A 22,446-nucleotide genomic window follows, 5' to 3' on the forward strand; every position below is an offset into this window, starting at 1 on the left:
CCGCCGCGGGCGGTCAGAACTGGCTGGTGATCGTGACTCCGGAACACCCGGTCCGGCCGTACAGGCTGACGTACCGGTATCCCTGCGCCGGGGCGTTGATCGTGAGCGTCTCCGTGTTGCCGGAGTTGGTGGAGCGGGCGGTGGCCGAGTCGAGAGTCGCCCACGCCGACCCGTTGTAGAGCAGGTCGCAGTCACCGGTGCCGCCGCGGGCGGTGAGCTTCAGCGAAGCGGTGCCCGCGGGCACGGACACGTAGAAGTAGTCATAGTTTCCGGCCGTGGCGCCGCGGTTGGAACGCTGGCAGTCGGGGCCAAGGACCCGGCTGTCGGCGTTGGTGCACTCCGGCATCCCTCCTCCCCCGCCGCCGCAGTTGCCCGCGGCACACGCCGACAGCCAGGCGTACCAGTCATTGTCGTAACGCGTGCCGATCGTGCTGGCGAGATACGAACGGGCGGCGTTCCAGTTGCCCGCCCGGTAGTAGCCGAGCACAGTGTCCAGCTCTGACCGGTGGGACTGGAGCATGTAGCGCACCGCCAGGTAGCCCCACCGGTAGACGCGGGTCGTGTCGTGGTCGTAGGTGGTGTCGAACAAGGTGCTCAACGCGTAGGTACGGCGACCGGCTTCGGTGATCGCGGCTGCGTAGGGTACGTCGCGGTAGTGGTAGGACACGTACTCCGCGAAGCCTTCGATCCACCAGATCGTGGGAGTCGAGACGCCGGCTGTGAAGTCCCCGTACATGTTGAAGCGGCCGTCGAGGTAGTGGGTGTACTCGTGGTTGAGGTTCCAGATCTCGAACGCCGGTCTAAGCCATTCCGCCTCGTACGCGATGAACCGCGGCTGGTTGCCCGTCGCGGCCGGGTTGCCTTCCAGGTACATGCCGCCGTTGTTCGTGTCGATCCCGAACAGCACACCGGCGTAGGTCTGGTAGTCCGTGCTGGAGTCGAACACCACTACCTCGAGGGTGGTGTTGCGGTCGTTCGCCACCGGACCGGAATCTTTCGCCACACCGTGGAAGTAGCTGTCCTGGTTGCGCAGGCTCGCACAACTGGCCGTCAGCTCACCAGGCGTCATCTGCTGGGCCCTGATCCGCAGGGATCCGCTGCACGTGTGCGTGATGGGCAGGACCGCGGCGGCCACCTGGTTCTGGAGATCGCAGATCCCGTAGTACGAACAGTTGGCCTTGTCGTAGTAGTCGGCCATCTCCGCGACTCCGACCCACAGCGGCGCTGTTGTCCCCCGGAGGGAACTACGGTCCAGCAGACCGCGCGCGAGTCCGCGGGTTTTGGCTTGCAGGGGCGCGTGTTGCAGGAAACGAGCCAGTTCACGGCCTGCGTTCGCGGTCAGGTAGGCACGATCGGTCCCGAGCAGGTCGAGGTGGTTCACGGCGAAGCGGTGCAAGGTGTCCAGCACGCTGGGGTCCGACTGCACCGCAGCGACGAAAGGCGCGTTCTGGTGGCCGCGGAACAGCACGGTGTAGACGTTGTTGACCGCTGTCCGCATCCAGTAGTAGCCGTCGTGGGAACTCGCGTAGCCGTCCAGCATGCGCTTGACCACGTACAGGTACCGCGCGTTCTCCTCAGCGCTGTCGATCAACGTGACCGCCTCGGCCAGCACCTGGCCGTTCGCGTCGTTCACCGTGGCGGACCTGGGGCTGCTGAAGAACGCGTCCAGCCCGGAGCGAACGGCCGAGACCAGAGCCGGACCGTACGACCCCACGACGTCGGGGTTGTACCAGTGCACGTAGTAACCAGCGCGCAGGTACAACACCAGTTGCGCGGTGCTGGTGCTGTTGTCGCCCGGGTACGCTGCCGCGTTGTCACGTAACGCCGTCGACACGGTGACCATCTGCGCCTCACGGAACAGTTTGGCCGCGTCGCTGCCTGTCGCCGAGAACAACGAGTTCACGCAGTCGATCTCCGACGATCTGATCTTGGCGACCAGCGCCGAGCCGGACAACCCGGTGAACTCGGCTGTCGAGCACGCCGCCGCGCTCGCGCTCTTGCCGGTGTTCACCCGGTTCCTGGCATTCGACGACACCAGCGGAGCCCGGTCCTTCGGCGTCGACGCCACCCGCCGCTCAGGATGATCGGTGTAGGTCTCCTGGCCGGGTGGTGGAGCCTCCATTGTGGTCACTGCGGTCGGCGCCGCTGTCGCGGCGGGCGGTGACACAGCGATGGCAAGCGCCACCGCCACCAGGAATTTCACGGCACGCGTCATGGACTGTCCTCCGGGAGAAGCAGGGAGAGGGCATCCACACCGTGACAGTGAAGGTGTCTGGACGGTTACGAACCGGAACCATAAGCTTTGATTATGGACCTCGAAGTGCGGCATCTCCGGACGCTCTGCGCCATCGCCGACACCGGGAGCATCTCGCGGGCCGCGGCCACCCTCGGCGTCTCGCAACCCGCGATCACGGTGTTGCTCAAGCGAATGGAGGAATCCATCGGCGGGGAGCTGTTCCACCGGGGCCGCACCGGGGCGCGCCCCACCGCGCTCGGGGAACGCGCCGTGCTGCAGGCCCGCCTGGTCCTCGCCGAACTCGAATCCTTCGCGGCCGACCTCACCGACCCGTCCAGCACCCCGCGGCCCCGGATCGGCTCCGCACACCTGGCCTGCATCGCGGCTGTTGTGGACGGACTGGAGAAAGTGCTGCCGCACAGCGGTTTCACCTTACGGGTCGAGCCGTCCACGCTGGTGCTGGCCCAACTGCTCGGGCACGACCACCTGGACCTGGCTGTCATCGTGATGCTGGAGGACCAGCAGGTGGCGCTGCCGCCGCACATCTCACACCGCACGGTCGTACCGCGGCTGCCGATCTTCGTCGCCCTCGCGGCTGCCGACCCGTTGAGCCGCAAGCCGTCGGTGCACCTGGCGGATCTGCGCGACAGCACCTGGATCTGCCCGCCGGGAGCCGACGACGGTTCGCTGGCGTCCCTGCGTGAAGGCTGCCGCCGGGAGGGGTTCGTGCCGCACATCCGGTTCGAGCTGCCCAGCGGGTCCAGCCGCCCGCTGATCGAGGCCGGCCACGCCGTCCAGCTCGTCGAACCGGGTTCGCAGAGCTCCGAGGCGATGACCATCCGGCCGTTGGACGGCGACCCGTTCACGGCCCGGATGATCCTGGCGTGGCACCGCCGCAAGTTCACCGAGTCCTCGGTGCGGGCGGTCTACCGGGCGGTCGCCCAGGCCTACTCCGGACACGCCGCCGCCAGCCCGCACTACGGCCCGTGGTGGCGTGCTCATCCGGAAGTCCACCCCATCACGGAGTGACCCGGGAAGGACCCTTCCCGGGTCGTTCGCCGTCAGATGCGTTCGATCCAGATGTTGCGGAATCGCGGGTTGGCGCCGGGATCACCGTGGTCCTGCAGCTTGATCTGGCCGGGGGCCGGGTCTTCCGGCTTGCCCGCGCCGGTCGGCCCGTCGATGGCCACGTTGTTGTGCACCAGCGTTCCGTCCCACCGCACGGTCATCCGCGCGTTCTGCACCTTCTTGCCCGCGTTGTCGAAGCGTGCCGCGTGGAACTCGATGTCGTAGGTCTGCCACGTGCGCGTCGGTCGGGCGGCGTTCACGTCCGGGGCCTTCCTCAGGTAGACGGCGCCGGCGCCGTTGAGCTCCGGGGGCCGGCCGAAGGACTCCAGCACCTGCAGTTCGTAACTCTCGTGGATGTACACGCCGCTGTTGCCGCGAGCCTGGCCGGTGACCTCCGGCGGGTAGTCCGGCTCGTACCACTCGACGTGCATGCGGAAGTCGCCGAACCGTTCCTTCGTGCGGATGTCACCGCCGACCGACTCCACCGACCCGTCCGCGACGGGCCATCTCGCCGGGCCGCCGGAGGTCGTCTCCCACGCGTCGAGGTTGGTGCCGTTGAACAACGTGACCCGGTTCGCCGGCGTCAGGCTGATCTTGTCCAGGTTCACGTGCCCGGTGTCGGTCGGCTCGTAGACGTAGGAGATGGTGTTCGGGCCCGGCCGCAACGTGACCGTCTCGACGTGCGTGGCCCACTTGTCCCAGCTGCCGGTGGCGGCGAGCCAGATCTGTTTCTCCTTCTTGCCGTTGACGTACAGGCTCATCGACTTCGACACCGGGGTGGGGCTGGGGTTGGGTCCATTGGCGTATCGCAAGGCGATGTCGTGACGCCCGGCCCGTTCGGGCACGACGGCGAACGTGGTGGTGCTGCCCGGTTCCCAGTTGCGGTCGACGAAACCGGCGCCCGAGTAGCCGGTGTGGTCGGTGTTCCACCCGGTCCCCCCGGTCAACCTGGCGGATTCCGCCTCGTACTCCGCCGGCGCCGCCGCTCCGTCAGGCAACCGGTTGAGCGTGTACCACGCCTCCGTGCTCCACAGTTGCGCGCCGGACACCGAGCTGAACGGCCGCGGCGAACGCAAGTACACCACGCGGCCCGGTTTGAGGCCCGCGATCTTCAGCGTCACCTTCTTGCGGTCCGGTGACAGCGTCGCCGCGGTGACGCCGAGTGTCTCCTCGTCGACCTTCGGCCCGCCGTACTGGGGTGTCGGCACGTAACGCCACTGTTGGGCCTTGTACTTCGCAGCGAGGTTGTTCGCGGTCTGGTCGGACAGCGGTTGCGTGTACTCCAGCTCGAAGCCGCCGCTGACGGCACGCATCTTGTGGATGTCGAACGCGTCGGCGTTGTCGACGCTGAGCTTCTGCAGGCCGTACTTGAGTTTGCCCGCCTGCCCCCAGTTGCCTTCCCAGCCGATGCCACCGGTGTAGATCGCGCCGTCCGGGCCGAGGCTGATCCGGCTCACCCCGGACTCGAGCCCTTGTGTCATGCGGAACACCGCGCCCTGGTACTCACCGGCGACCTTCTCCAGGTGCGCGCGTTGCAGGCCGCCGTAGGTCACGTCGCCGAACACCATCTGGCCCGCGAACACACCGTTGGGCAGGACGGTCGGGTTGCTGGGCGAGTTGGAGATCTCGTTGTGCGGTAACCAGAGCACAGGTTCGGTCACCGGCTGGGTGTCGTACGGGCCGGTCGGATTCGTGTAGTGGTTGTAGAAGGCGCGTTGCTTGATACGCACCAGCTTCGAGGCGGGAATGTACATACCCTGGTTGTCAGTGACGAAGACGTCGCCTTCGGGTCCCCAGCCGAGACCATTGGGCGCGCGCAATCCACCGGCTACATAGGACACTTCGCCGTGTTCTTGTCGATCTTGATCGTGCTGCCCCGGTTGGGCACGGGCTGCGGGTTGGCGGTCGCGCCGCCGGGGACCATCGCGATGCCGGTGGTGACGAAGAAGTACCCGTCCTTGTACAGCAAGCCGAACGCGAACTCGTGGTAGTTGCCGCCGAACGGCCAGGTCGCGACCTTGCGGTACTCGTCGGCGACCTCGTCGCCGGTCCTGTCGACCAGCGCGGTCAGCTGGTGCTTCTCGGACACGTAGACCGTGCTGTCGACGTATTTCAGCCCCATCGGTTCCCGCAGGCCGTGCGCGATGCGCTTCACGGTCACCTTGCCGGGATCGGTGTTGCCGGTGACGCCGGAGAGCAGGAACACCTCGCCGAGCACGGCCAGCCGATCACCACCCCAGGTGGAGACGGCCAGTCTGCCGTCAGGCAGCCAGTCCATGCCGGTGACCTGTGGCTCGAACCCCGCGGGGCGCAGGTCCGTCAGCTTGTAGCCCGGGTGCACACCGGTCAGCGGCAGGCCGTCACCCGGGGAGTCCGCGACGCCCTCGCATTGCTTGCGGCCGGGCGAGGTGACCCGGACGACGTCGGCGTCAGTGCTCAGCGCCGAGGTCGGCACGAGGGTGAACGCGGTCGCGCCCGGCGGTCGCCACTCGAGCTTCAGCCGTTGGTCGAAGTCGGCGTCGAAGTGGTCGATGCGCAGCGCGTGATGCCCGGCGGCCAGTTGCACCGAACCGTCCTTGGGCGTGGCACCGTGACGGCCGGGGTGGTCGATCACCTGGGTGCCGTCGAGCAGGAACCGGGCGCCGTCGTCACTGGTGAGCCGGAAGCCGTAGGTCCCGGCGCTGGAGACGTGGAGGTATGCGCTTACTTCGGTGACAAAACGATCAGCGAACCCGAAGTCCGCGTTGCTTGACCAGTCGATCACCGGCATCAGCTTGTCGACGTTGGGCGTCTGGCCTGGCTTGAGCTCGCAGTAGTCGGTCAGGGGCACCTGCACGTCGAACACGCGCATCGTCACACCCGGTTCCTGGGGCGGGATGTGCGCTTGGGCGGGCGCGGCGACGGGAAGCAGGGGAAGCGCGATGACAGCGGCAAGCAGGGCGGCGACTGGCGGCATGGCGGGGCTACCTCCTTGGGGCCGGCGACGCGGCCCACACCCCTTCGCGTGACGACCCCGTCCAACACAGAAGAAGACAACTTCAACCACAAGTCAACAAAAGAAGTGTGGTTTTGTGCGAAAGTATCGCCAGTTGCCGCAACCAAACGACAGAAGCTGACGGCGTATGCCGCCAGAAGAGTGAACACGTGACCGGGCGGCGCGGTGTCCGAACCACCGCGCCGCCCGGGTATCAGTCAGCGCCTACAGCCTGGCGAGCAAGTCCTCAGCCGCCTTGAGCCGGGCGCGGTACAGCTCGACGGTCGGGTTGTCCCGCACCACTTCCTTGAACCCGTCGACTGCTTCCTGGGCGTGCGGCTTGGCCTCCGCGCCACGTCCGAGAGACGCCAGCGTCTGCCCCAGCACCAGCGCCGCGTTGGACCAGCCGGGCAGGAACTGGGCCCGGTTGACCGTCAGCAGGTCGCCGTAGATCTGCCGTGCCCGCTGTGCCGGGTCGACCGCTTCCGCCGCACGGCCCGCCTCCAGCAACCGCTGCACCAACGCGTCGTACGCACCCGCCTGGCCCACACGGTCACCGGCCTGGCCGTAGACCTCGACGGCCTCCTTGGTCACCTCCACGGCCTTGGCCCGGTCGCCGGACAGGGCCAGGTTGCCGCCCCACTGGATCAGCGCCCGGCCCAGGTCGCCGCGCAGACCCGGCTTCGTGACCACGAGTGCGCGGTAGAGCTTCACCGACTCCTCCGACGCCTTCGCGGCATCGGCGAACTGACTGGCGTAGTGGTACCTGTCGGCCAGCTGGAAGTAGGCCTCGGCCAGCTTCTGCTGGTCGTTGATGGCCGTGGCCACCTCGACCGCGCGTTTGCCGTAGAGGATCGCTTCCTTGTGCCTGCCGCTCAACGAGAGGTTCCCGCCCAGCGCGAAAGCCGCGCGGATCTGGTCGACCTTGAGGCCCAGCCGCTCGTAGATGTCGTGCGCCTTGCGGGACGGCGTGACGGCCTCGTTGAACCGGAACGCGCGGTGGAACACACCCGCCAGTGCCTCGTAGGCGGCGGCGAGCCGGGCCTGGTCGCCGAGCTGGTGGAACACCTCCACGCCCTCGTAGGTGGCGATGATGCCTTCCTGGTGCTGCCCGGTGAGCGACAGGTTGCTGCCCAGCGCCAGCGCCGCCGTACCCCAGCCCGCGAGGTGGCTCGGCTCGTGCTCGGCCACCTTGCGGTACAGGTCACGCGCCACCTTGGACGCCTCGGTGGCCTCGCCGAACCGGTGACCGCTGTGCAGCCGGTTCGCCAGTTCGCTTGCCGCCTTGGCCAGGTTCAGCACCCGGGGAACGTCCCCGTCCACCGGCCGGTAGGCGGCCGTGGCCCACGGGTGTTCCTGGACGGCGCCGCCCGTGACCGCCCTGGCACGCAGTACGCCGCCTGCTCGCACCACACCCAGTTCGATCTTGGCGTCGCCCTGGTAGTCGCCCGGCACCGGCAGGTCACCGGCCTGGCCGAACTGCTGGGTGATGACGGGACCGCCGGAAGCGGGCGTGATCACCCACGTGCCGTCCGCCGGCCGCCATTCGGCCTTGTCCGGCTTGCCGTCGCCGTCGTAGTCGGCCGTCACCGGGATCGGTGCCGGGTCGGCCGCCGCGGGTGCCGCCGACACGGGCAAGCCGGCCAGGACACCACCCGCCCCGATGGTCGCGGCGATCAGCGAAGCGGTGAACCGTCTCGATAGTGAGGCGTGCATCGATCTCCCCCGTGATCCGTTGTGGATGTGCCCGGAGATCATCCGGCGCGCGCCTTCCCGGCGGCCACGGACGAGGGCCCTGCCCGGCCGGGAAATCCTCCCGGCCGGACCAGACCTGGCCGCGGCCGCGCGGGGTCCGGTTTGGATATGCCGGCGATATGCCGTGCTGTCTAGGCTTCACCCATGCGCGTGCTGATCGTGGAGGACGAGCCCTACCTGGCCGAGGCCGTTCGTGACGGCCTGCGCCTCGAAGCGATCGCCGCCGACATCGCCGGCGACGGCGACTCCGCGCTGGAACTGCTCAGCGTCAACTCCTACGACCTCGCCGTCCTCGACCGCGACATCCCCGGCCCGTCCGGCGACGAGATCGCCCGGCGGATCGTCGCCTCCGGCAGCGGCATGCCGATCCTGATGCTCACCGCGGCCGACCGGATCGACGACAAGGCCTCCGGGTTCGAGCTCGGCGCCGACGACTACCTCACCAAACCGTTCGAGCTGCGGGAGCTCGTCATGCGGCTGCGGGCGCTCGACCGCAGGCGCGCGCAGGTCCGGCCGCCGGTCCGGGAGATCGCCGGGCTGCGGCTGGACCCGTTCCGCCGTGAGGTCTTCCGCGACGAACGCTATGTCGCGCTCACCCGCAAGCAGTTCGCCGTGCTCGAAGTCCTCGTCGCCGCCGAAGGGGGTGTCGTCAGCGCCGAGGAGCTGCTCGAGCGGGCGTGGGACGAGAACGCCGATCCCTTCACCAACGCGGTCCGGATCACCATCTCCTCCCTGCGCAAACGGCTCGGCGAACCGTGGCTGATCACCACCGTGCCCGGCGTCGGCTACCGGATCGACACCGGTGGGAGTGATGAATAGGCGCGAGGGCCTCAGCGTCCGGCTGAAGCTCACCGTCAGCTACGCCGGATTCCTCTTCGTCGCCGGGACCCTGATGCTGGCTGTGGTGTGCGTGTTCCTGCTGCGCTACCTGCCCGACACCACCAAGGGCCTGCTCTGGACCTCGCCCAACCGGGCCGTCCTGCTGCGTGTCTTCATTCCCGCGGTGGCCACGGCACTGGCTTTCCTGCTCGTGTTCGGCTTGCTGGGCGGATGGGTCCTCGCCGGGCGGATGCTCGCACCGCTCACCCGGATCGCGGACGCGGCGCGGATGGCGTCGAACGGATCGTTGTCGCACCGGATCCGGCTGGCAGGCCGCGAAGACGAGTTCCGCGAACTCGCCGACGCCTTCGACACCATGCTCGCTCAGCTCGAGTACCACGCCGCCGAACAGCAACGGTTCGCCGCGAACGCCTCACACGAGCTGCGCACGCCGCTGGCGATCTCCCGGACGATCCTCGACGTCGCCCGCACGGACGCCACCCGGGACCGGGGTGAACTCATCGAACGCCTGCGCACTGTCAACACGCGGGCGATCGACCTCACCGAGGCCCTGTTGCTGCTCAGCCGCAGCGACCGCGGCACCTTCACCCGTGAGCCCGTCGACCTCTACCTCATCGCCGAGGAGGCTGCCGAGACGCTGCTGCCGTTCGCCGAGAAGCGCGGGATCACGCTCGGCGTCACCGGTGTGCGAACGCGGTGCGTGGGCTCCGAGGCGCTCATCCTGCGGATGGTGACGAACCTGGTCCAGAACGCCATCGTGCACAACCTCACCACCGGCGGCGCCGTGACCGTCCACATTGAACCGCAGTTCGACCTGAGCGTGCTTCAGGTCGAGAACACCGGTCGCCCGATCCCGCCGGAACTCGTCCCGGCGCTCACCGAGCCCTTCCGGCGCGGGACGGAACGCGTGCGCACCGACGAGCACGCCGGCGCCGGGCTCGGGCTGGCCATCGTGCGCAGCGTCGTCCAAGCACACAACGGATCCCTCAGCCTCACCCCGCGACCGGCAGGCGGTCTGCTCGTCACGATCCGGCTTCCCGGTGCGACGACGCCGCTCGCTGTCCACTGTGGCTGAAGGTCACGGCCCGGTGAGGATGGTCAGGCCGTACACCGACAAGACCCGGTTGACGGGCAGGAAGTAGGACGTGCCGCCGCTGGCGCAGTTCCCGCTGCCGCCGACCAGGACACCCTGCGCCTGCGAACCGCTGACGAAAGGCGCGCCGTTGTCGCCGGGCTCCACACAGACATTCGTGCGGGTCAGGCCGCGCAATGTGCCTTCGGGGAACGTGATCGTCTGGTTCTTGCCCTGGATCACCCCGCACCGCCAGCCGCTGGTCGCGCCGTACTTGCACACGGACGCGCCGACCGGTGCCTCGGCCGAACCGGTGACCGGCCGTCCGTTGACGGGTGGGATCGAACCCACCAGGCGCCAGTCGGTGGTGTTGGTGACGCGGATGACGATCGCGCCCGTCGGCGGAGACGGCGCCCCGGACACCACCCCGACCACACGGCCCGCGCTGCGCACGGTGTCGCCCGGCCTGCCACAGGCCATACCGGCGATCAGGTAGCCGGTGCTGCCGCCCGTCGCGGCGAACCCCGCCGTGCACCGGTAAGCGCCACCGACCTCCAACTGGCTCCCGCCGCCGAGCGGAGCCGGCGCGACCGCATGAGCCGGGGGCGCGGCGAGCCAGAAGACCAGCAGGAATCCAAGCAGACAACGGAATCGGGGCAGCGTCATGGGAGCCTCCGCTTGGGCACAGGGAAATACTCCGATCGTAGCCATGCCGGGCACCGCTGCCCAGGACAGCGACGACCGTCGTAGACCAACTGTCGGCACGCTTTCGGCCAACGCGTGTGCGAAGAGGCACCGCGCGGGTGGTCCCCGGGCAGGCTTCGTTCGCGCGTGATCATCCCGGCCCGCGCGGCTGCCAGGGTACGAAGCGTCAACGTCGACACAATCGACCGCGTGAGCAGGCCGGCCTCATCGACCACGATGACCTCGCCGCCCGCTCGCACCAGGAAACGCCATCGAGGAGCACCTGTGAAGGGTCAGACCATGGCCGGGAAGGCGTTCGGACGCGCCTGTTCGCTGATCGCTGCCGGCATCGCGGCCGTCGCACTCACCTCCCCCGCTGCCGCCGCCACGACCGGGACCTACCAGTTCGGCTACGAGAACGGCTTCGAAGGGTGGACGGCCAAGACCGACGAGACCGCCGGGGCACCGGACTGCGACGGCCGGCACGGTTCGAGCGTCCTGCACTCCGCTGACAAGCCGCACAACGGCACGAAGAGCCTCGACTTCAAGCTGCGCAGCCCGCACGACTGCGGCCTGGCGTACGTCGACCGCAAGGTCGACGCGGGCACCACCGCCCCGGTGCGGGTCACCCTGTCGTTCTGGTTGTGGAGCCCGGACTACGACGGTGGCACCGGTGGCACGTTCAAGGTCCTGGCACACGCCGGCACGGGCTGCGTCATCGACCCGCATTGGGATGACGTGAACGGCGGCTGGGCGGACTTCGTGGAACTCGGTTCGGCCGGCCACGCCGAGGGGCCGGGCTGGTACAACTACCGCCTCCAGGCCGCGGTGACCCCGGACGCCAACGGTCAGATCTGTGTCTCTCAGGGCATCAAGCTGTCCTCGACCACCGGCGAGGACTTCAAGCACTACTACTTCGACGACACCAGGGTGACCGTCGGCTGACGCGAGGGGGTGACCGTCGAACCGGGCGGTCACCCCGCGTCGCGCCGGGGGATGTACACGATCCGGTACTGTCCCGGCACGCCCCGGGTGCCTGACAATCGACGGATGTCTGGACAGGCGGATGGGTTACCGGGTGTTCTGATCGTGGGAGCCGGGATCGCCGGGCTGGCAGCGGCGCGGGCGCTGGCCGAACTCGGTCACCCCGTCACCGTCCTGGAGGCACGGGACCGGCTCGGTGGGCGGATCTGGACCGACGAGCACGGCGTGGATCTCGGCGCCCACTGGATACACGGCACAGACGGCAATCCGATCACCGAACTGGTCGAGGACCTGGGCATCCCCTACAGCTACGTCGGCGGGGACAGCGCGTACACCGGCGGTTTCGACAGCCTGGACCTGTTCGGCGCGGACCACCGGATGATGAACCACCGTCACAAAAGCCGCACCCTGCGGCTGGCCGACGACGTGCTCCACGAGCTGGAACAACGCGCGGCGACGGCACGCAAGGCGCAGCACCCGGACATGCCACTGGGCGAGGCCGTCGGCCTGATCCTGGCCGAACGCGACCTGTCGCCCGCGGACGAACAGGCGGTTCGCTTCCACCTCAACGTGATCCTGCGCGAGGACGTTGCCGAGGACACCGACAAGCTGTCGCTGAAGTACTGGGAGGACGGTTACCTCGTCTACGGTTACGGCGACAGCATCCTGCACCAGGGTTACCAGTCGGTAGTCGACGCTCTCGCGGACGGGCTGGACGTCCGGCTGCGCCACGTGGTCACCCGGATCGACACCAGTGCCGGGCCGGTCCGGGTCAGCACGGACCAGGGCGAGTTCCAGGCGGACAAGGTGCTGGTGACCGTACCGCTCGGTGTGCTGAAGGCGGAGGCGGTGCGCTTCGATCCCCCGCTGCCCGCGGCGAAGCGATCGGCGATCGCCCGGCTGGGCTTCGGTACCCTCAACAAGATCGCCCTGCACTACGAGGAACCGTTCTGGCCCACCGACCAGTACGTCTTCGGGTACCTGTGCCGCGACACCGACCGCTACCCCACCGTCGTCATCAGCATGTGGAAGTCCCACGGCAAGCCGGTCCTGGTCATGCTCCTCGGCGCCTCGCTCGGCCGTGACATGGAAACGTGGCCCGAGCAGGACGTCCGCCCGTACGCGACCACCGTCGTCGAAGACCTGTTCGGCCCCGGAGCTCCCGCACCCCGGCACATCTCGCGGACCACGTGGTCCAGTGATCCGTTCGCCCTGGGCTCGTACACCTGCATCGGCGTCGGCTCGTCCGCCAAGGATCTCGGCACGCTCGGCGATCCGGTCGGCGACCGGCTGTTCTTCGCCGGTGAGGGCACCAATCCCTACCACTGGGGCTGCGTGCACAGCGCCTACGAATCCGGCAGGCGGGAAGCCGCCCGGATCAGCGGGAACCCGGCCGTCTACAGCCCGCCGAGTGCCGGCACCCCGCGCCGCCAGTCCCGCAACATCGACCGGATGCTCCGGTTCGCCCGGATGCGTGTCACGCACATCGCCGAGCAGGAACTGGCCGAGCGGGTGGCGTGCCTGCGGGAAAGCACCGACCCGCACGGGGTGCGGCTGTTCGCGGCGCTGGCCGACTCCGAACTGGAGACCCTCGCCTCGATGTTCGACGAGATCCCTTACACCGCGGGCGATCGGATCTGCCGCGAGGACGACGACGCACACGGTGTGCTGCTCGTGGCCAGTGGCGAGGTGGAGGTCGACTTCGGCGGCATCTACGAACGCGCGATACTGGGCCGCGGGGCGCTGCTCGGCCAGTACGACCTGTTCTTCCACGCCCGCACCACATCGGTCACGGCGGTCAGCGACGACGTCACGGCGTTCTACCTGGACCACTACCGGTACCAGAGTTTCCTCTGCGCCTTCCCCGACGTGATGATGTTGATGATGTCGGACCTGGTCACCCGGTGGGAGCAACTGGAAAGCGCGCTCGGCGGCGCACCGCTGCCGGTCCCGGCGGCGAAGCCGCGACGCTCAGTCAGCTAGCGTCCTGGGCGTCGCGGCTCGTTCTCAGTCGACGGGGGCGGCGAGGGTGTGGATGTGCTCGACCGCGCCGTCGGAGAAGGTCCTGGTCGATTCCAGGCGCAGGTACTGCCCGTTGCCGACCGGCGGGGTCAGCGGTGTGCCGTTGCCGAGCAGGATGGGCAGCGTCACGACGCCGAGGACGTCGAGCGCGCCGATGGAGCGGAACGCGTCGATCGTGCGCTGACCGCCGACCAGGTGGACGTCACCGGCGAAGTCCGCCTCGCGCATCAGCTCCAGCAGTTCGTCCGGTTTGGCCGCGGTGACCACATCCGCGCGTGCGGCGTCCGGCAGCGGCTGAGAGGTCAGCACGAACACCCGTAAACCCGGCCACGGCCAGTGCGAGCCGCCGACAGCGGGCAGGAAGGTGTTGCGGCCCATCACGACCGCACTCCAGTCCGCGATGAACTCCGGGTGCCCGTGTGACTCGCCGGAGGCGAAGTTGGGCATGGACAGCAGCGTCGGCCGCCCGTCCGCCGAGGCGATGAACCCGTCGACACCGGTGCCCATGTGCGTCTTGATCCGCATGGCGTTCTCTCCTGTCCGGTGGGGATGTGCGACTCAGCGTCGGCCTCACCGCGCGGATGATCAACGCCCGATCCCGAACAGCAGCGATAAGCCCACCTTATCGATGGCGTAGGATGCGGCCGTGGAGTTGCGCGAGGTCGAGGTCCTGCTGGTGCTGGCCGAGGAGCTGCACTTCGGCCGGACCGCCCGGCGGCTCTACCTGTCCCAGCCCCGGATCAGCCAGACTGTCCGGGCCGTGGAGGACAGACTCGGCGGCCGGCTGTTCGAACGCTCCAGCCGGCGCGTGCGACTGACCGCCTTGGGTGAGCGCCTGTGCGAAGAGCTACGCCCGGCCTACGAGCATTTCCGGCGCGCTGTCACCGTCGCCACCGACCTGGCTCGTGGCGTCAGCGGCGAGTTGCGCGTCTGCGTTGCCAGCTATGCCATGGCGGGGCCGTTCTTCACGCGGATCGTACGCGAGTTCCAGCAACGGCACCCGGACTGCCGGCTGACCGTCACCGAGGAGTTCCCCGGTGAGTTTTCCCGTCTGCGCAACGGTCTGTACCACGTCATGGTGCACCGCCAGCCGATCACCGACACGGACCTCACTGTCGGCCCGACGTTGAACCGGGAAGGCCGGGTGCTGCTGGTCGGAGCCGGGCACCCGCTCGCCGAACGCGGCTACGCCACCGTCGAGGACCTCGGGGACAACTCCGTGATCCCGCGCGGCGGCATACCACAAGCCATGTACGACGCCTACTTCCCCACGGTGACACCGTCCGGGCGGCCGATCCGCCGCGGCGAGGCGATCAGCACGACCAGCGACATCCTGCACAGGATCGCGCGGGGCGAACTGGTTCACCCGACCACCGCGTCGTTCCTGGACTACTACAACCACCCGGAAGTCACCGGCGTCCCGCTTCGTGACCAGCCGCCAGTGGACAGTGCGCTCACGTGGGTGACCGGTCTGGAGAACGCCGCCATCCGCGCCTTCGCGGTCACCGCCGCCGACGTGGTGGCCACTGTGGACCAGCTGTCGGTGGTGTAAAGGCGTTTCACGCTCACCTGAAGCACTTGGCCTGGTATCCCGCGCTGTCGCTACAGTCCCCGCGTTCGACGAGAATTGGGGGCTTGAATGAGGAAATTCCTCACCCTTGGGCTGACCACGCTGCTCGCCGCCGGTGCGGCGGCAGCGGTCGGCACGGCCGCGCACGCCGGGTCGCAACTCGAGTTCGGTGCCTGCCCGGCAGATGTCGCGCAGGTTTACGCGAAGCTGAAGTGTGCGACGGTGAACGTGCCGCTCGACTACTCGCGGCCGTTCGGCGCGCGGATCGACGTGCTCGTCACGAAGCACGCGAGCACGAACCCGGCGAAACGGCGCGGTGTGCTTTTCGTCAACCCCGGTGGTCCGGCGAACTCCGCCGTGATGGCCGCGGGCAAACTGACCCATCCGAGCCCGAGCGGGCACACGCGGATGCCCGCGGAAGTGCTTGCGGCGTACGACGTCATCGGTATCGACTCCCGCGGCACCGGTCACAGCCAGCCGCTGAGCTGCGTCGGCGACGACTACTGGAGCGAGTTGCAGCCGGACCCGGACCGCCCCGAGGAGCGGGACAAGAGCTGGGAGCGCTGGAAGGCATTCGCCAAGTCGTGCGCGGACAAGAACGGCGACGTGCTCAAGCACACCGGCAGCCGCAACGTGATCAAGGACATGGACCACGTGCGCACGCTGCTCGGGGAGGAGAAGATCAGCTACCTCGGCTACTCCTACGGCACCTACCTCGGTTCGGCGTACGCGCAGACGTACCCGCAGCGGATCGACCGGATGATCCTCGACAGCACCATGAACCCGGTGGACCAGCAGATGTGGTACGACAACTCGACCGGGCAGGTCGTCGCGGGAGTGGCCCGCCAGCGCACCTACCTGGAGTGGATCGCCAAGTACGACAACGTGTTCCACCTCGGCAAGACCCACGACGAGGTGAACGCGGCCTGGCAGAAGCTGCTCGGCGACTTCCGGCAGCGACCACGCGGACCGAGGAAGAACGTCGGTGCCGTCGAGCTGATGGACGTCTACATCGCCAACCTGTCCCACGAGCTCTACTGGGAGCCGCTCGCCAAGGCGATGGCCGACTACGTGCTGCGCGGTGACGAGACCGCTGTGCTGGACTGGGCGACCCCCGGTGGCGGCGCGGCCGGTGAGCGGATGATCGCCGGGATGATCTCGATCGCCTGCGTCGACTCCGACGCGCCGTCCGACCGGGCCAAGATCGAACGCGACTTCACCGAGCTGGCCAGGACCAGCGACTTCGCCTGGTACAACGTGTCGATCCCGTCCGCGTGCGCCAACTGGCACGCCGGGCACGACCAGCGGATCGTGCCGTCGGGCAGGAACCTGCCGCCGATCCTGATGTTCGGCACCGAAGGGGATTCCGCGACGCCGTACGTGAACACGGTCGCGATGCACAAGCAGCTGCCCAGTTCGGTGCTGGTCACCGAGCGCGGCTCGGGCACCCACTGCGTGTTCGGCGCCCACCAGTCGATGGTCAACTGGGACGCTCAGCGCATCGGCGGGGACTACCTGGTCAACGGTGTCCTGCCCAACGGTGACACCGACATCGCGCCGCACCCGCTGCCCGTGCCGACCCCGGCCACCGCCGCGGCCGCACGGCCGGCTGTTCTTTCTCCGCAGTCGTAGCACGGTTCCGGCTCTCCGTCCCTGCGTGGGACGGAGAGCCGGATCGACACGGGCCCTAGTTCATCCCGTCGTGGACGGTTCGCCCGCCGACGATGGTCAGTTCCGGTTTCAGGCCGGCGAGCGCGGTGTCCGGTACGGACAGCGGATCCTGGTCGAGCACGACGAGGTCGGCCAGGTGTCCCGGGGTGAGCGTGCCTTTGTGGTGTTCGGCGTGCTCGAAGTAGGCCGGGTTCACCGTCCAGAGGCGGATCGCCTGCGCACGGGTGAGCCGCAGGTCCGCCGGGACCTCCGCCAGGGGATGCGCGGCCACGCCGGTGAACGTGGCCAGGCCCCGGCGCCAGTCGGGAAAGCACACGGGGGCGTCGGAACTGTCCGCGACCGGCGCTCCGGCCGCGAGCAGAGCTCCGGCGGGAAACGCCTGCTGCCAGCGTTCCACGCCCACAGCCGCGCTGATCGTGGCTCCGCTGTGGGTTCTCATCAGCGAACTCGTGATGACGCCGATGTTGTGCTCGCCCAGGCGACGGATCGTCTCCGGCGCCAAGAGAGTGCCGTGGATCAACGCGTGACGGGCCTCCGGCCACGGATCCTTGGCTTGCGCCCGGATGATTCCGTCCGCTGCCGCGTCCGCCGCCCGATCGCCGGTGACGTGGATCTGGGCTTGCAGGCGGTGGCGGTGCACGACCTCGATGAGGTCCAGCAAGTGAGTGTAGCGGGCGTCGTCGTCCGCGCCGGGGGTCACGAGGTGTCCTGAGGTGCCGTCCGGGTACGGGTCGTGCAGCCATGCCGTGCCGTGGCTGGGAACGCCGTCGGCGAAGAGCTTCACTCCCCCGACCCTGAGCCAGCTGTCGCCGAGTCCGGTCGCCGCGCCTGTCTGCCCGAGCATCGTGGTCAGGCGTTCCAGCGAGGTGGACGGCGACGGCCAGTCCCAGTGCAGCAACGCGTTGACACGTACGGTCAGTCGTCCTTGTTGCTGCAGCACGGTGTAGTCGCGCAGGAGTTCCGGCCAGACGATCGGATCGGTCACGCTGGTGACGCCCATGGTGTTCAGCACGCGCATGCCGTCGGCGATCGCCTCGAGCCGTTCCTCTGTGGACAACGCGGGAATGTGCCGGGTGACCAGTTCCCCTGCGGACTCCAGCAGCATGCCGGTCGGTTCGCCGTCGGTGTCGCGGACGATGATCCCGCCCACCGGATCCGTTGTGTGCCCGTCGATGCCCGCCAGGCGCAGCGCGGCGGTGTTGACCAGGACCGAATGCCGGGACGCGTGGTGCAGCACCGCCGGGACGTCCTCGGTGACCGGATCGAGCACCGATCGGTGCGGTTGGAAATCCGGGATGTTCGCTTCGCGCCAGCCCTCACCGACCAGCCAGCCGCCACGCGGCGCCTGCTCGCGCAGGACGGTGTGCAGCGCCGCCACAGAGTCCACTGTGGTCAGATCGGCGTTGCGGCGGGATTGCCCGAACATGGCCAGGTGCAGGTGTGCGTCGTTGATGCCGGGCAGGACCGCGCGGCCGTCGAGGTCGATCACGCGGGTGCCGGGCCCGATCGACGCGGTGGCCTCGTCGCCGATGGCGGTGACGCGGTCGCCGGTGATCGCCAGCGCCGACGTCACGCTGAAGTCGTCGTCGACGGTCAGCACCTTGCCGCCGCGCAGCACGATGTCCGGTGCGGTGGTCACCAGCCTGCCTCCAGTACTCGGTCCAGTGCCGCGGTCATCTCGTCGGCGTGCGCCCGGGTGAACGTCAGCGGCGGTTTGATCTTGAGGATGTTCCACGACGGCCCAGTGGGGTACACCAGCACGCCTTCCTCCTTCATCCGTTCGCAGACGGTCAGCGTCTCCGGGATGGCGGGTTTCTTGGTGGTGCGGTCCAGGACGAATTCCACGCCGCTGTAGAAACCCTGGCCCCGGACGTCACCGATGAGCGGGTGGCGGGTGGCGAGCCCGCTGAGCTGGTCGCGCAGGTACTGGCCGACGGTCAGCGCGTTGTCCTGGAGGCGTTCTTCGTCCATGACACGCAGGAGTTCCAGGCCGACCGCGCAGGAGACCGGGTTGCCGCCGTACGTCGAGAAGAAGCGCCCGGTGCGGTCGAACGCCTCCGAGATCTCCCGCGTGGTGACCAGCGCGGCCACCGGGAACCCGTTGCCCATGGCCTTGCCCATGGTGACGAAGTCGGGCACCACGTCCTGGGTCTGGAATCCCCAGAACGCCTCGCCGAGCCGGCCGAATCCCACCTGGACCTCGTCGGCGATGGTGAACACGCCACGCTGCCGTGCCGCGTCGTGGATGGGCGCGAGGTAGCCGGGCGGCAGCACGACCTGGCCACCACCGGCCAGCAGTGCCTCGTACAGGAACGCCGCCGGATTGACCTCGTCGATCGTGTCGATGACGTGCTGGGCGTACTTCGGACCGGCATCCGGGTCGTCATAGCCGTAGGCACCGCGATAGCGGTCGGGTACGGGCGTGGGATGTGTGGTGTCCGGCTTGCCGTAGTGCTTGTACCGTGACGGGCTCACGTCAGCCACAGTCGTTGTGTAGCCGTGGTAAGCGTCGTCGATGATGACGACGTTGTCCCGGCCGGATATGTACCGGGCCATGCGCAGAGCCAGGTCGTTGGCCTCGCTGCCGGAGTTGAGGAAATAGACCACGTCCAGGCCGGCCGGCAGGGTCGCGGTCAGGGCCTCGGCGTACTCGGTCAGCACGTCGTAGACGAACCGGCTGTTGGTGTTGAGCCGCTTCAACTGCCGCGTCGCGGCGGCCACCAGCCTGGGATGGGCGTGGCCGAGCAGCGTGACGTTGTTCAGGGCGTCCAGATAGCCGCGCCCGGTCTCGTCGTAGAAACGGCAGTCCCTGGCGCGCACCATGTTCACCGGGGCGCTGAAGTACGTCGGATGCGTGCGCGGCAGGTGCCGTTCACGGCTTTCCAGTGCGCGTTCCGTCGCCGGAGTCCACACCGCGCCACCGACCAGCGGGCTGGGATCGGGTAGCAACTGCTGCCACACGGGTGCGTCCTCGTGGGCCACCGTCCCCGGAACTTGGCGCCACCCGGTGAGCGGGAACACGGACAGCTGAACAAGCAGGCGTTCAGCCGGGCCGATCTCGCCGATGCGCTGTCCGGCAGTCACCTTTCCGCTGCCGGCCGACGACAGTCCGTTGTAGATGGTCCAGAAGCGGACCCCGGGTGCTGGTTCGTGCCGGAGTACCAGGTCGGCGGCCGGGTTGCCCGGTTCCACGGTTCCGTTCAGCGGTGCTGTCACGGGCGTTCCGGCGGCGGCGAACACGTCGAGTCCTGTTCGGACAGCGCCGCCGTCGGCGAACCGCGGCTCGCCGTAGCGACCGATCGAGGAGCGCGCCGCGGCTGATTCCGCCGCACGCAACGCTGCCGGGTCACGTGGATCGACGTCGTCGAACACGGCGCTGCCCGCCGACAGGTCGACCGGCGGCAGGTCGAAGCCGACGATCGCGCCGCCGGGATTGGCGGTGACCCAGCCCGTGACCGCGTCACAGGCTGGGTGGGCCGACAGCCCGCACGCCTGCCGGAGCGTCGCCGCGCCGACGTGAGCGGGGATCTCGGCCACGACACGGACCAGGTCGGCCGCTGCCGGTGAGCGGTGTCGCGGGTCGCCGTGGCTGCTGGCGGAATGAAGCCGGGCGGTGGTGGCCGCCACGGTCGCTGCCCGCACCGCCAGCATGGGGAACAGCAGGTCCAGCTCTGCCTCGGTGAGTGGGCACACGCGGTGGTAGGCGGCGGTCAGCGCGGCAGCCACGCGGAGGGGGTGCGGCTGGCCGCGCATCGCGCTGGCCAGCAGAACGGCCAGGTCGGCGACGCGAGCGGTGCGCTGGGCGTCGCCGAAGTCGATCACGCCGATCACGCGCCGGACCGGGCCGGGGCCGACCAGGATGTTGAACGCGTTCAGATCGTGGTGGACCACGCCCTGCGGCAACGCGGCCAGCTGGTCCAACGCCGGCACGAACTCGGCTTCCACCAGTGCGATCGACGCCCGCAGGCCCGGGTCGGCCACGGCGGGCAGCGACTCGGCCAGCGCGGTGGGCGCGTGCGGGAACTCCCAGTAGTGCGGCGGCGGCAGGTCCGGGTGTCGCCAGGTTGTGGTCGCGGCGGCGAGCTTGCCCGCCATGGCTCCGACGTCGGCGACCAGCTCCGCGCTGCGCCTGCCGACCTCGGCCAGTGGCGCGCCCGGCAACCAGGTGAGCAGCCGGGCCACCAGGTCACCGGCGACCGGGATCACGTCCCCGACCACCTGGGGAACAGGCAGGTCCGGTGCGTGGCCGGCCAGGTGCCGCAGGAGCGCGTTCTGGAACCGCACGGCAGCGAGATCGTCGGCGGAGCAGACCTTGAACACGTACTCCACGCCGGATTCGTCGGCGACCCACAGATTGCGGTCGGTCTCCCCCGCCAACGGCCGGGTGCGCACGGCGGTCACGCCGAAACCGTCACGCAGTACGTCACGCACTGTGCCGTCGTCCAGCTCCGGGACACCGGCGGTGATCCGTTGGTACCGGGAGTCGACAGCGGACATCAGAACACCACCACCGATCGCAGCGCCGAGCCCGCGCGCAACGCTTCCAGGGCCTGCGGCACGTCAGCCAGCCCGATCCGGTCGCTGATCAGCGGTTCGAGCCGGAGCGTGCCGTCCTGCCACGACCGGATCACGCGGGGGTAGTCCCTGCGCACGTCGCTGGAGCCGAACACCGAGCCGACCAGGCGACGGCCGCTGGCGTACAACTCGCGGGCGGTGAACGGCACCACCGCGTCCGGCGCCCCGACGCCGACCACGACGGTGGTGCCGCCCCGCCGGGTGGCGTCGTAGGCCGCCCGGATGGTGTCGGGAATCCCGACCGCTTCGAATGCCACGTCGAATCCGTCCCCGATCGTGCCGGCCAGTTCGTCCGGCGCGGCCACAGTGGTCGCACCGAGTGTCAACGCGAGCTCGCGTTTCGCGGCGACCGGGTCGACCGCGAGCACCTCGGACGCGCCGGCGGCGCGGGCGGCCTGCACAACGGCCATCCCGACGCCGCCGCACCCGATCACCACGACGCTGTCTCCCTGTCGAAGCGCCGCGGTGTTGCGGACCGCGCCCACGCCTGTGGTGATGCCGCAGCTGACCAGCGCGCCGATCTCGAACGGCACGTCGTCAGGCAACGACACCAGGTTGTGCTGTGTCACCACGATCTCTTCCGCGAACGCACCGCAGCCCGCCTGCGCCGCCACGGGCGTGCCGTCCACCACGAACCGTGGCCGCCGGTAGCCGGGCGTCGTGTTGTACGTGCACAGCTCGGGTTGTGCCCGGCGGCACCACGGGCAAGTCCCGCACTGCGGCACCCAGGACACCATCACGCGGTCGCCCGCGGCGAATCCGTGCACGTCCGGACCGGTTTCCACGACCTCACCGGCGGCCTCGTGGCCGAGCACCACCGGTGGGGTGATGCCGAGCCGTCCGGTGGCCGCGGACAGGTCCGAATGGCACACCCCTGCCGCGCGTACCCTGACCCGGACCAGTACGTCGCTGACGTCCATGGTGGACACGCCGTCCCGTATCCCGATCCCGTCCACTCCGCTGTGCTGCAACACCGCGGCCCGCATCAGATCCTC

The 22,446-nt window shown here is 69.0% G+C and carries 14 protein-coding genes and 1 pseudogene; 7 read left to right on the forward strand and 8 right to left on the reverse strand.

Annotated elements, in window-relative coordinates; translation table 11 throughout:
* Positions 1–13: 13 nt before the first annotated feature.
* The gene (locus AOZ06_RS30170; protein ID WP_225952945.1) at positions 14–2,215 is read right to left on the reverse strand and encodes a M9 family metallopeptidase; all 2,202 of its coding nucleotides are present in this window, start codon (positions 2,213–2,215) and stop codon (positions 14–16) included.
* A 93-nt stretch (positions 2,216–2,308) separates the two neighbouring features.
* On the opposite strand from AOZ06_RS30170, the gene AOZ06_RS30175 reads away from it, so the two are divergent.
* Entirely contained in the window at positions 2,309–3,265 is a 957-nt protein-coding gene (locus AOZ06_RS30175) for a LysR family transcriptional regulator (protein WP_054292500.1), read from the forward strand.
* A gap of 32 nt (positions 3,266–3,297) precedes the next feature.
* Here AOZ06_RS30175 and AOZ06_RS62240 read toward each other — a convergent pair.
* Both AOZ06_RS62240 and AOZ06_RS30185 read right to left on the reverse strand, forming a co-directional pair.
* Positions 3,298–6,260 (reverse strand): annotated as a pseudogene (locus tag AOZ06_RS62240) (3-keto-alpha-glucoside-1,2-lyase-like domain-containing protein).
* Between the two features lie 243 nt (positions 6,261–6,503).
* Complete coding sequence (locus AOZ06_RS30185; RefSeq protein WP_054292501.1) at positions 6,504–7,994, reverse strand: tetratricopeptide repeat protein; 1,491 nt, start codon at positions 7,992–7,994, stop codon at positions 6,504–6,506.
* Positions 7,995–8,177: 183 nt separating this feature from the next.
* On the opposite strand from AOZ06_RS30185, the gene AOZ06_RS30190 reads away from it, so the two are divergent.
* Together AOZ06_RS30190 and AOZ06_RS30195 are read left to right on the forward strand one after the other, a co-directional pair.
* Entirely contained in the window at positions 8,178–8,852 is a 675-nt protein-coding gene (locus tag AOZ06_RS30190; RefSeq protein WP_054292502.1) for a response regulator transcription factor, read from the forward strand.
* A complete protein-coding gene (locus AOZ06_RS30195) occupies positions 8,845–9,948 on the forward strand; it encodes a sensor histidine kinase (protein WP_054292503.1) in 1,104 nt (367 codons plus the stop codon). The genes AOZ06_RS30190 and AOZ06_RS30195 overlap by 8 nt, the downstream gene beginning before the upstream one ends.
* Before the next feature lie 3 nt (positions 9,949–9,951).
* Here the strand turns inward: AOZ06_RS30195 and AOZ06_RS30200 are convergent, their stop codons facing one another.
* Positions 9,952–10,611, reverse strand: coding sequence for a S1 family peptidase (locus tag AOZ06_RS30200; RefSeq protein WP_054292504.1), 660 nt, complete (start codon positions 10,609–10,611; stop codon positions 9,952–9,954).
* Positions 10,612–10,914: 303 nt separating this feature from the next.
* Between AOZ06_RS30200 and AOZ06_RS30205 the strand changes: the two genes are divergently transcribed.
* Together AOZ06_RS30205 and AOZ06_RS60430 are read left to right on the forward strand one after the other, a co-directional pair.
* Complete coding sequence (locus AOZ06_RS30205; protein WP_054292505.1) at positions 10,915–11,574, forward strand: hypothetical protein; 660 nt, start codon at positions 10,915–10,917, stop codon at positions 11,572–11,574.
* A 105-nt stretch (positions 11,575–11,679) separates the two neighbouring features.
* Complete coding sequence (locus tag AOZ06_RS60430; protein ID WP_054292506.1) at positions 11,680–13,596, forward strand: FAD-dependent oxidoreductase; 1,917 nt, start codon at positions 11,680–11,682, stop codon at positions 13,594–13,596.
* Between the two features lie 24 nt (positions 13,597–13,620).
* Here AOZ06_RS60430 and AOZ06_RS30215 read toward each other — a convergent pair whose 3' ends face one another.
* A complete protein-coding gene (locus tag AOZ06_RS30215) occupies positions 13,621–14,160 on the reverse strand; it encodes a dihydrofolate reductase family protein (protein WP_054292507.1) in 540 nt (179 codons plus the stop codon).
* A gap of 121 nt (positions 14,161–14,281) precedes the next feature.
* On the opposite strand from AOZ06_RS30215, the gene AOZ06_RS30220 reads away from it, so the two are divergent.
* Entirely contained in the window at positions 14,282–15,187 is a 906-nt protein-coding gene (locus AOZ06_RS30220; RefSeq protein ID WP_063810133.1) for a LysR family transcriptional regulator, read from the forward strand.
* Positions 15,188–15,274: 87 nt separating this feature from the next.
* Complete coding sequence (locus AOZ06_RS30225; RefSeq protein WP_054292508.1) at positions 15,275–16,837, forward strand: alpha/beta hydrolase; 1,563 nt, start codon at positions 15,275–15,277, stop codon at positions 16,835–16,837.
* Positions 16,838–16,892: 55 nt separating this feature from the next.
* Here the strand turns inward: AOZ06_RS30225 and AOZ06_RS30230 are convergent, their stop codons facing one another.
* The 3 genes from AOZ06_RS30230 to AOZ06_RS30240 are packed head-to-tail and all read right to left on the reverse strand — an operon-like array spanning position 16,893 to position 22,437.
* Positions 16,893–18,515: an amidohydrolase gene (locus AOZ06_RS30230; RefSeq protein ID WP_236951788.1), complete on the reverse strand. Its 1,623-nt coding sequence runs from the start codon at positions 18,513–18,515 to the stop codon at positions 16,893–16,895.
* Positions 18,512–21,373: an aminotransferase class III-fold pyridoxal phosphate-dependent enzyme gene (locus AOZ06_RS30235; protein WP_054292509.1), complete on the reverse strand. Its 2,862-nt coding sequence runs from the start codon at positions 21,371–21,373 to the stop codon at positions 18,512–18,514. Before AOZ06_RS30235 ends, AOZ06_RS30230 begins: the two co-directional genes overlap by 4 nt.
* A complete protein-coding gene (locus AOZ06_RS30240; RefSeq protein WP_054292510.1) occupies positions 21,373–22,437 on the reverse strand; it encodes an alcohol dehydrogenase catalytic domain-containing protein in 1,065 nt (354 codons plus the stop codon). The genes AOZ06_RS30235 and AOZ06_RS30240 overlap by 1 nt, the downstream gene beginning before the upstream one ends.
* Between the last annotated feature and the right edge of the window lie 9 nt (positions 22,438–22,446).

The sequence above is a fragment of the Kibdelosporangium phytohabitans genome (genome assembly GCF_001302585.1).
GTDB lineage: Bacteria > Actinomycetota > Actinomycetes > Mycobacteriales > Pseudonocardiaceae > Kibdelosporangium > Kibdelosporangium phytohabitans.

Excerpts from the sequence above, each read along its gene's own strand:
- AOZ06_RS30215 (WP_054292507.1), bottom strand. The coding sequence starts at position 14,160 with ATGCGGATCAAGACGCACATGGGCACCGGTGTCGACGGGTTCATCGCC.
- AOZ06_RS30225 (WP_054292508.1), top strand. The coding sequence starts at position 15,275 with ATGAGGAAATTCCTCACCCTTGGGCTGACCACGCTGCTCGCCGCCGGT.
- AOZ06_RS30190 (WP_054292502.1), top strand. The coding sequence starts at position 8,178 with ATGCGCGTGCTGATCGTGGAGGACGAGCCCTACCTGGCCGAGGCCGTT.
- AOZ06_RS30195 (WP_054292503.1), top strand. The coding sequence starts at position 8,845 with ATGAATAGGCGCGAGGGCCTCAGCGTCCGGCTGAAGCTCACCGTCAGC.
- AOZ06_RS30185 (WP_054292501.1), bottom strand. The coding sequence starts at position 7,994 with ATGCACGCCTCACTATCGAGACGGTTCACCGCTTCGCTGATCGCCGCG.
- AOZ06_RS30175 (WP_054292500.1), top strand. The coding sequence starts at position 2,309 with ATGGACCTCGAAGTGCGGCATCTCCGGACGCTCTGCGCCATCGCCGAC.
- AOZ06_RS60430 (WP_054292506.1), top strand. The coding sequence starts at position 11,680 with ATGTCTGGACAGGCGGATGGGTTACCGGGTGTTCTGATCGTGGGAGCC.
- AOZ06_RS30240 (WP_054292510.1), bottom strand. The coding sequence starts at position 22,437 with ATGCGGGCCGCGGTGTTGCAGCACAGCGGAGTGGACGGGATCGGGATA.
- AOZ06_RS30235 (WP_054292509.1), bottom strand. The coding sequence starts at position 21,373 with ATGTCCGCTGTCGACTCCCGGTACCAACGGATCACCGCCGGTGTCCCG.
- AOZ06_RS30170 (WP_225952945.1), bottom strand. The coding sequence starts at position 2,215 with ATGACGCGTGCCGTGAAATTCCTGGTGGCGGTGGCGCTTGCCATCGCT.
- AOZ06_RS30200 (WP_054292504.1), bottom strand. The coding sequence starts at position 10,611 with ATGACGCTGCCCCGATTCCGTTGTCTGCTTGGATTCCTGCTGGTCTTC.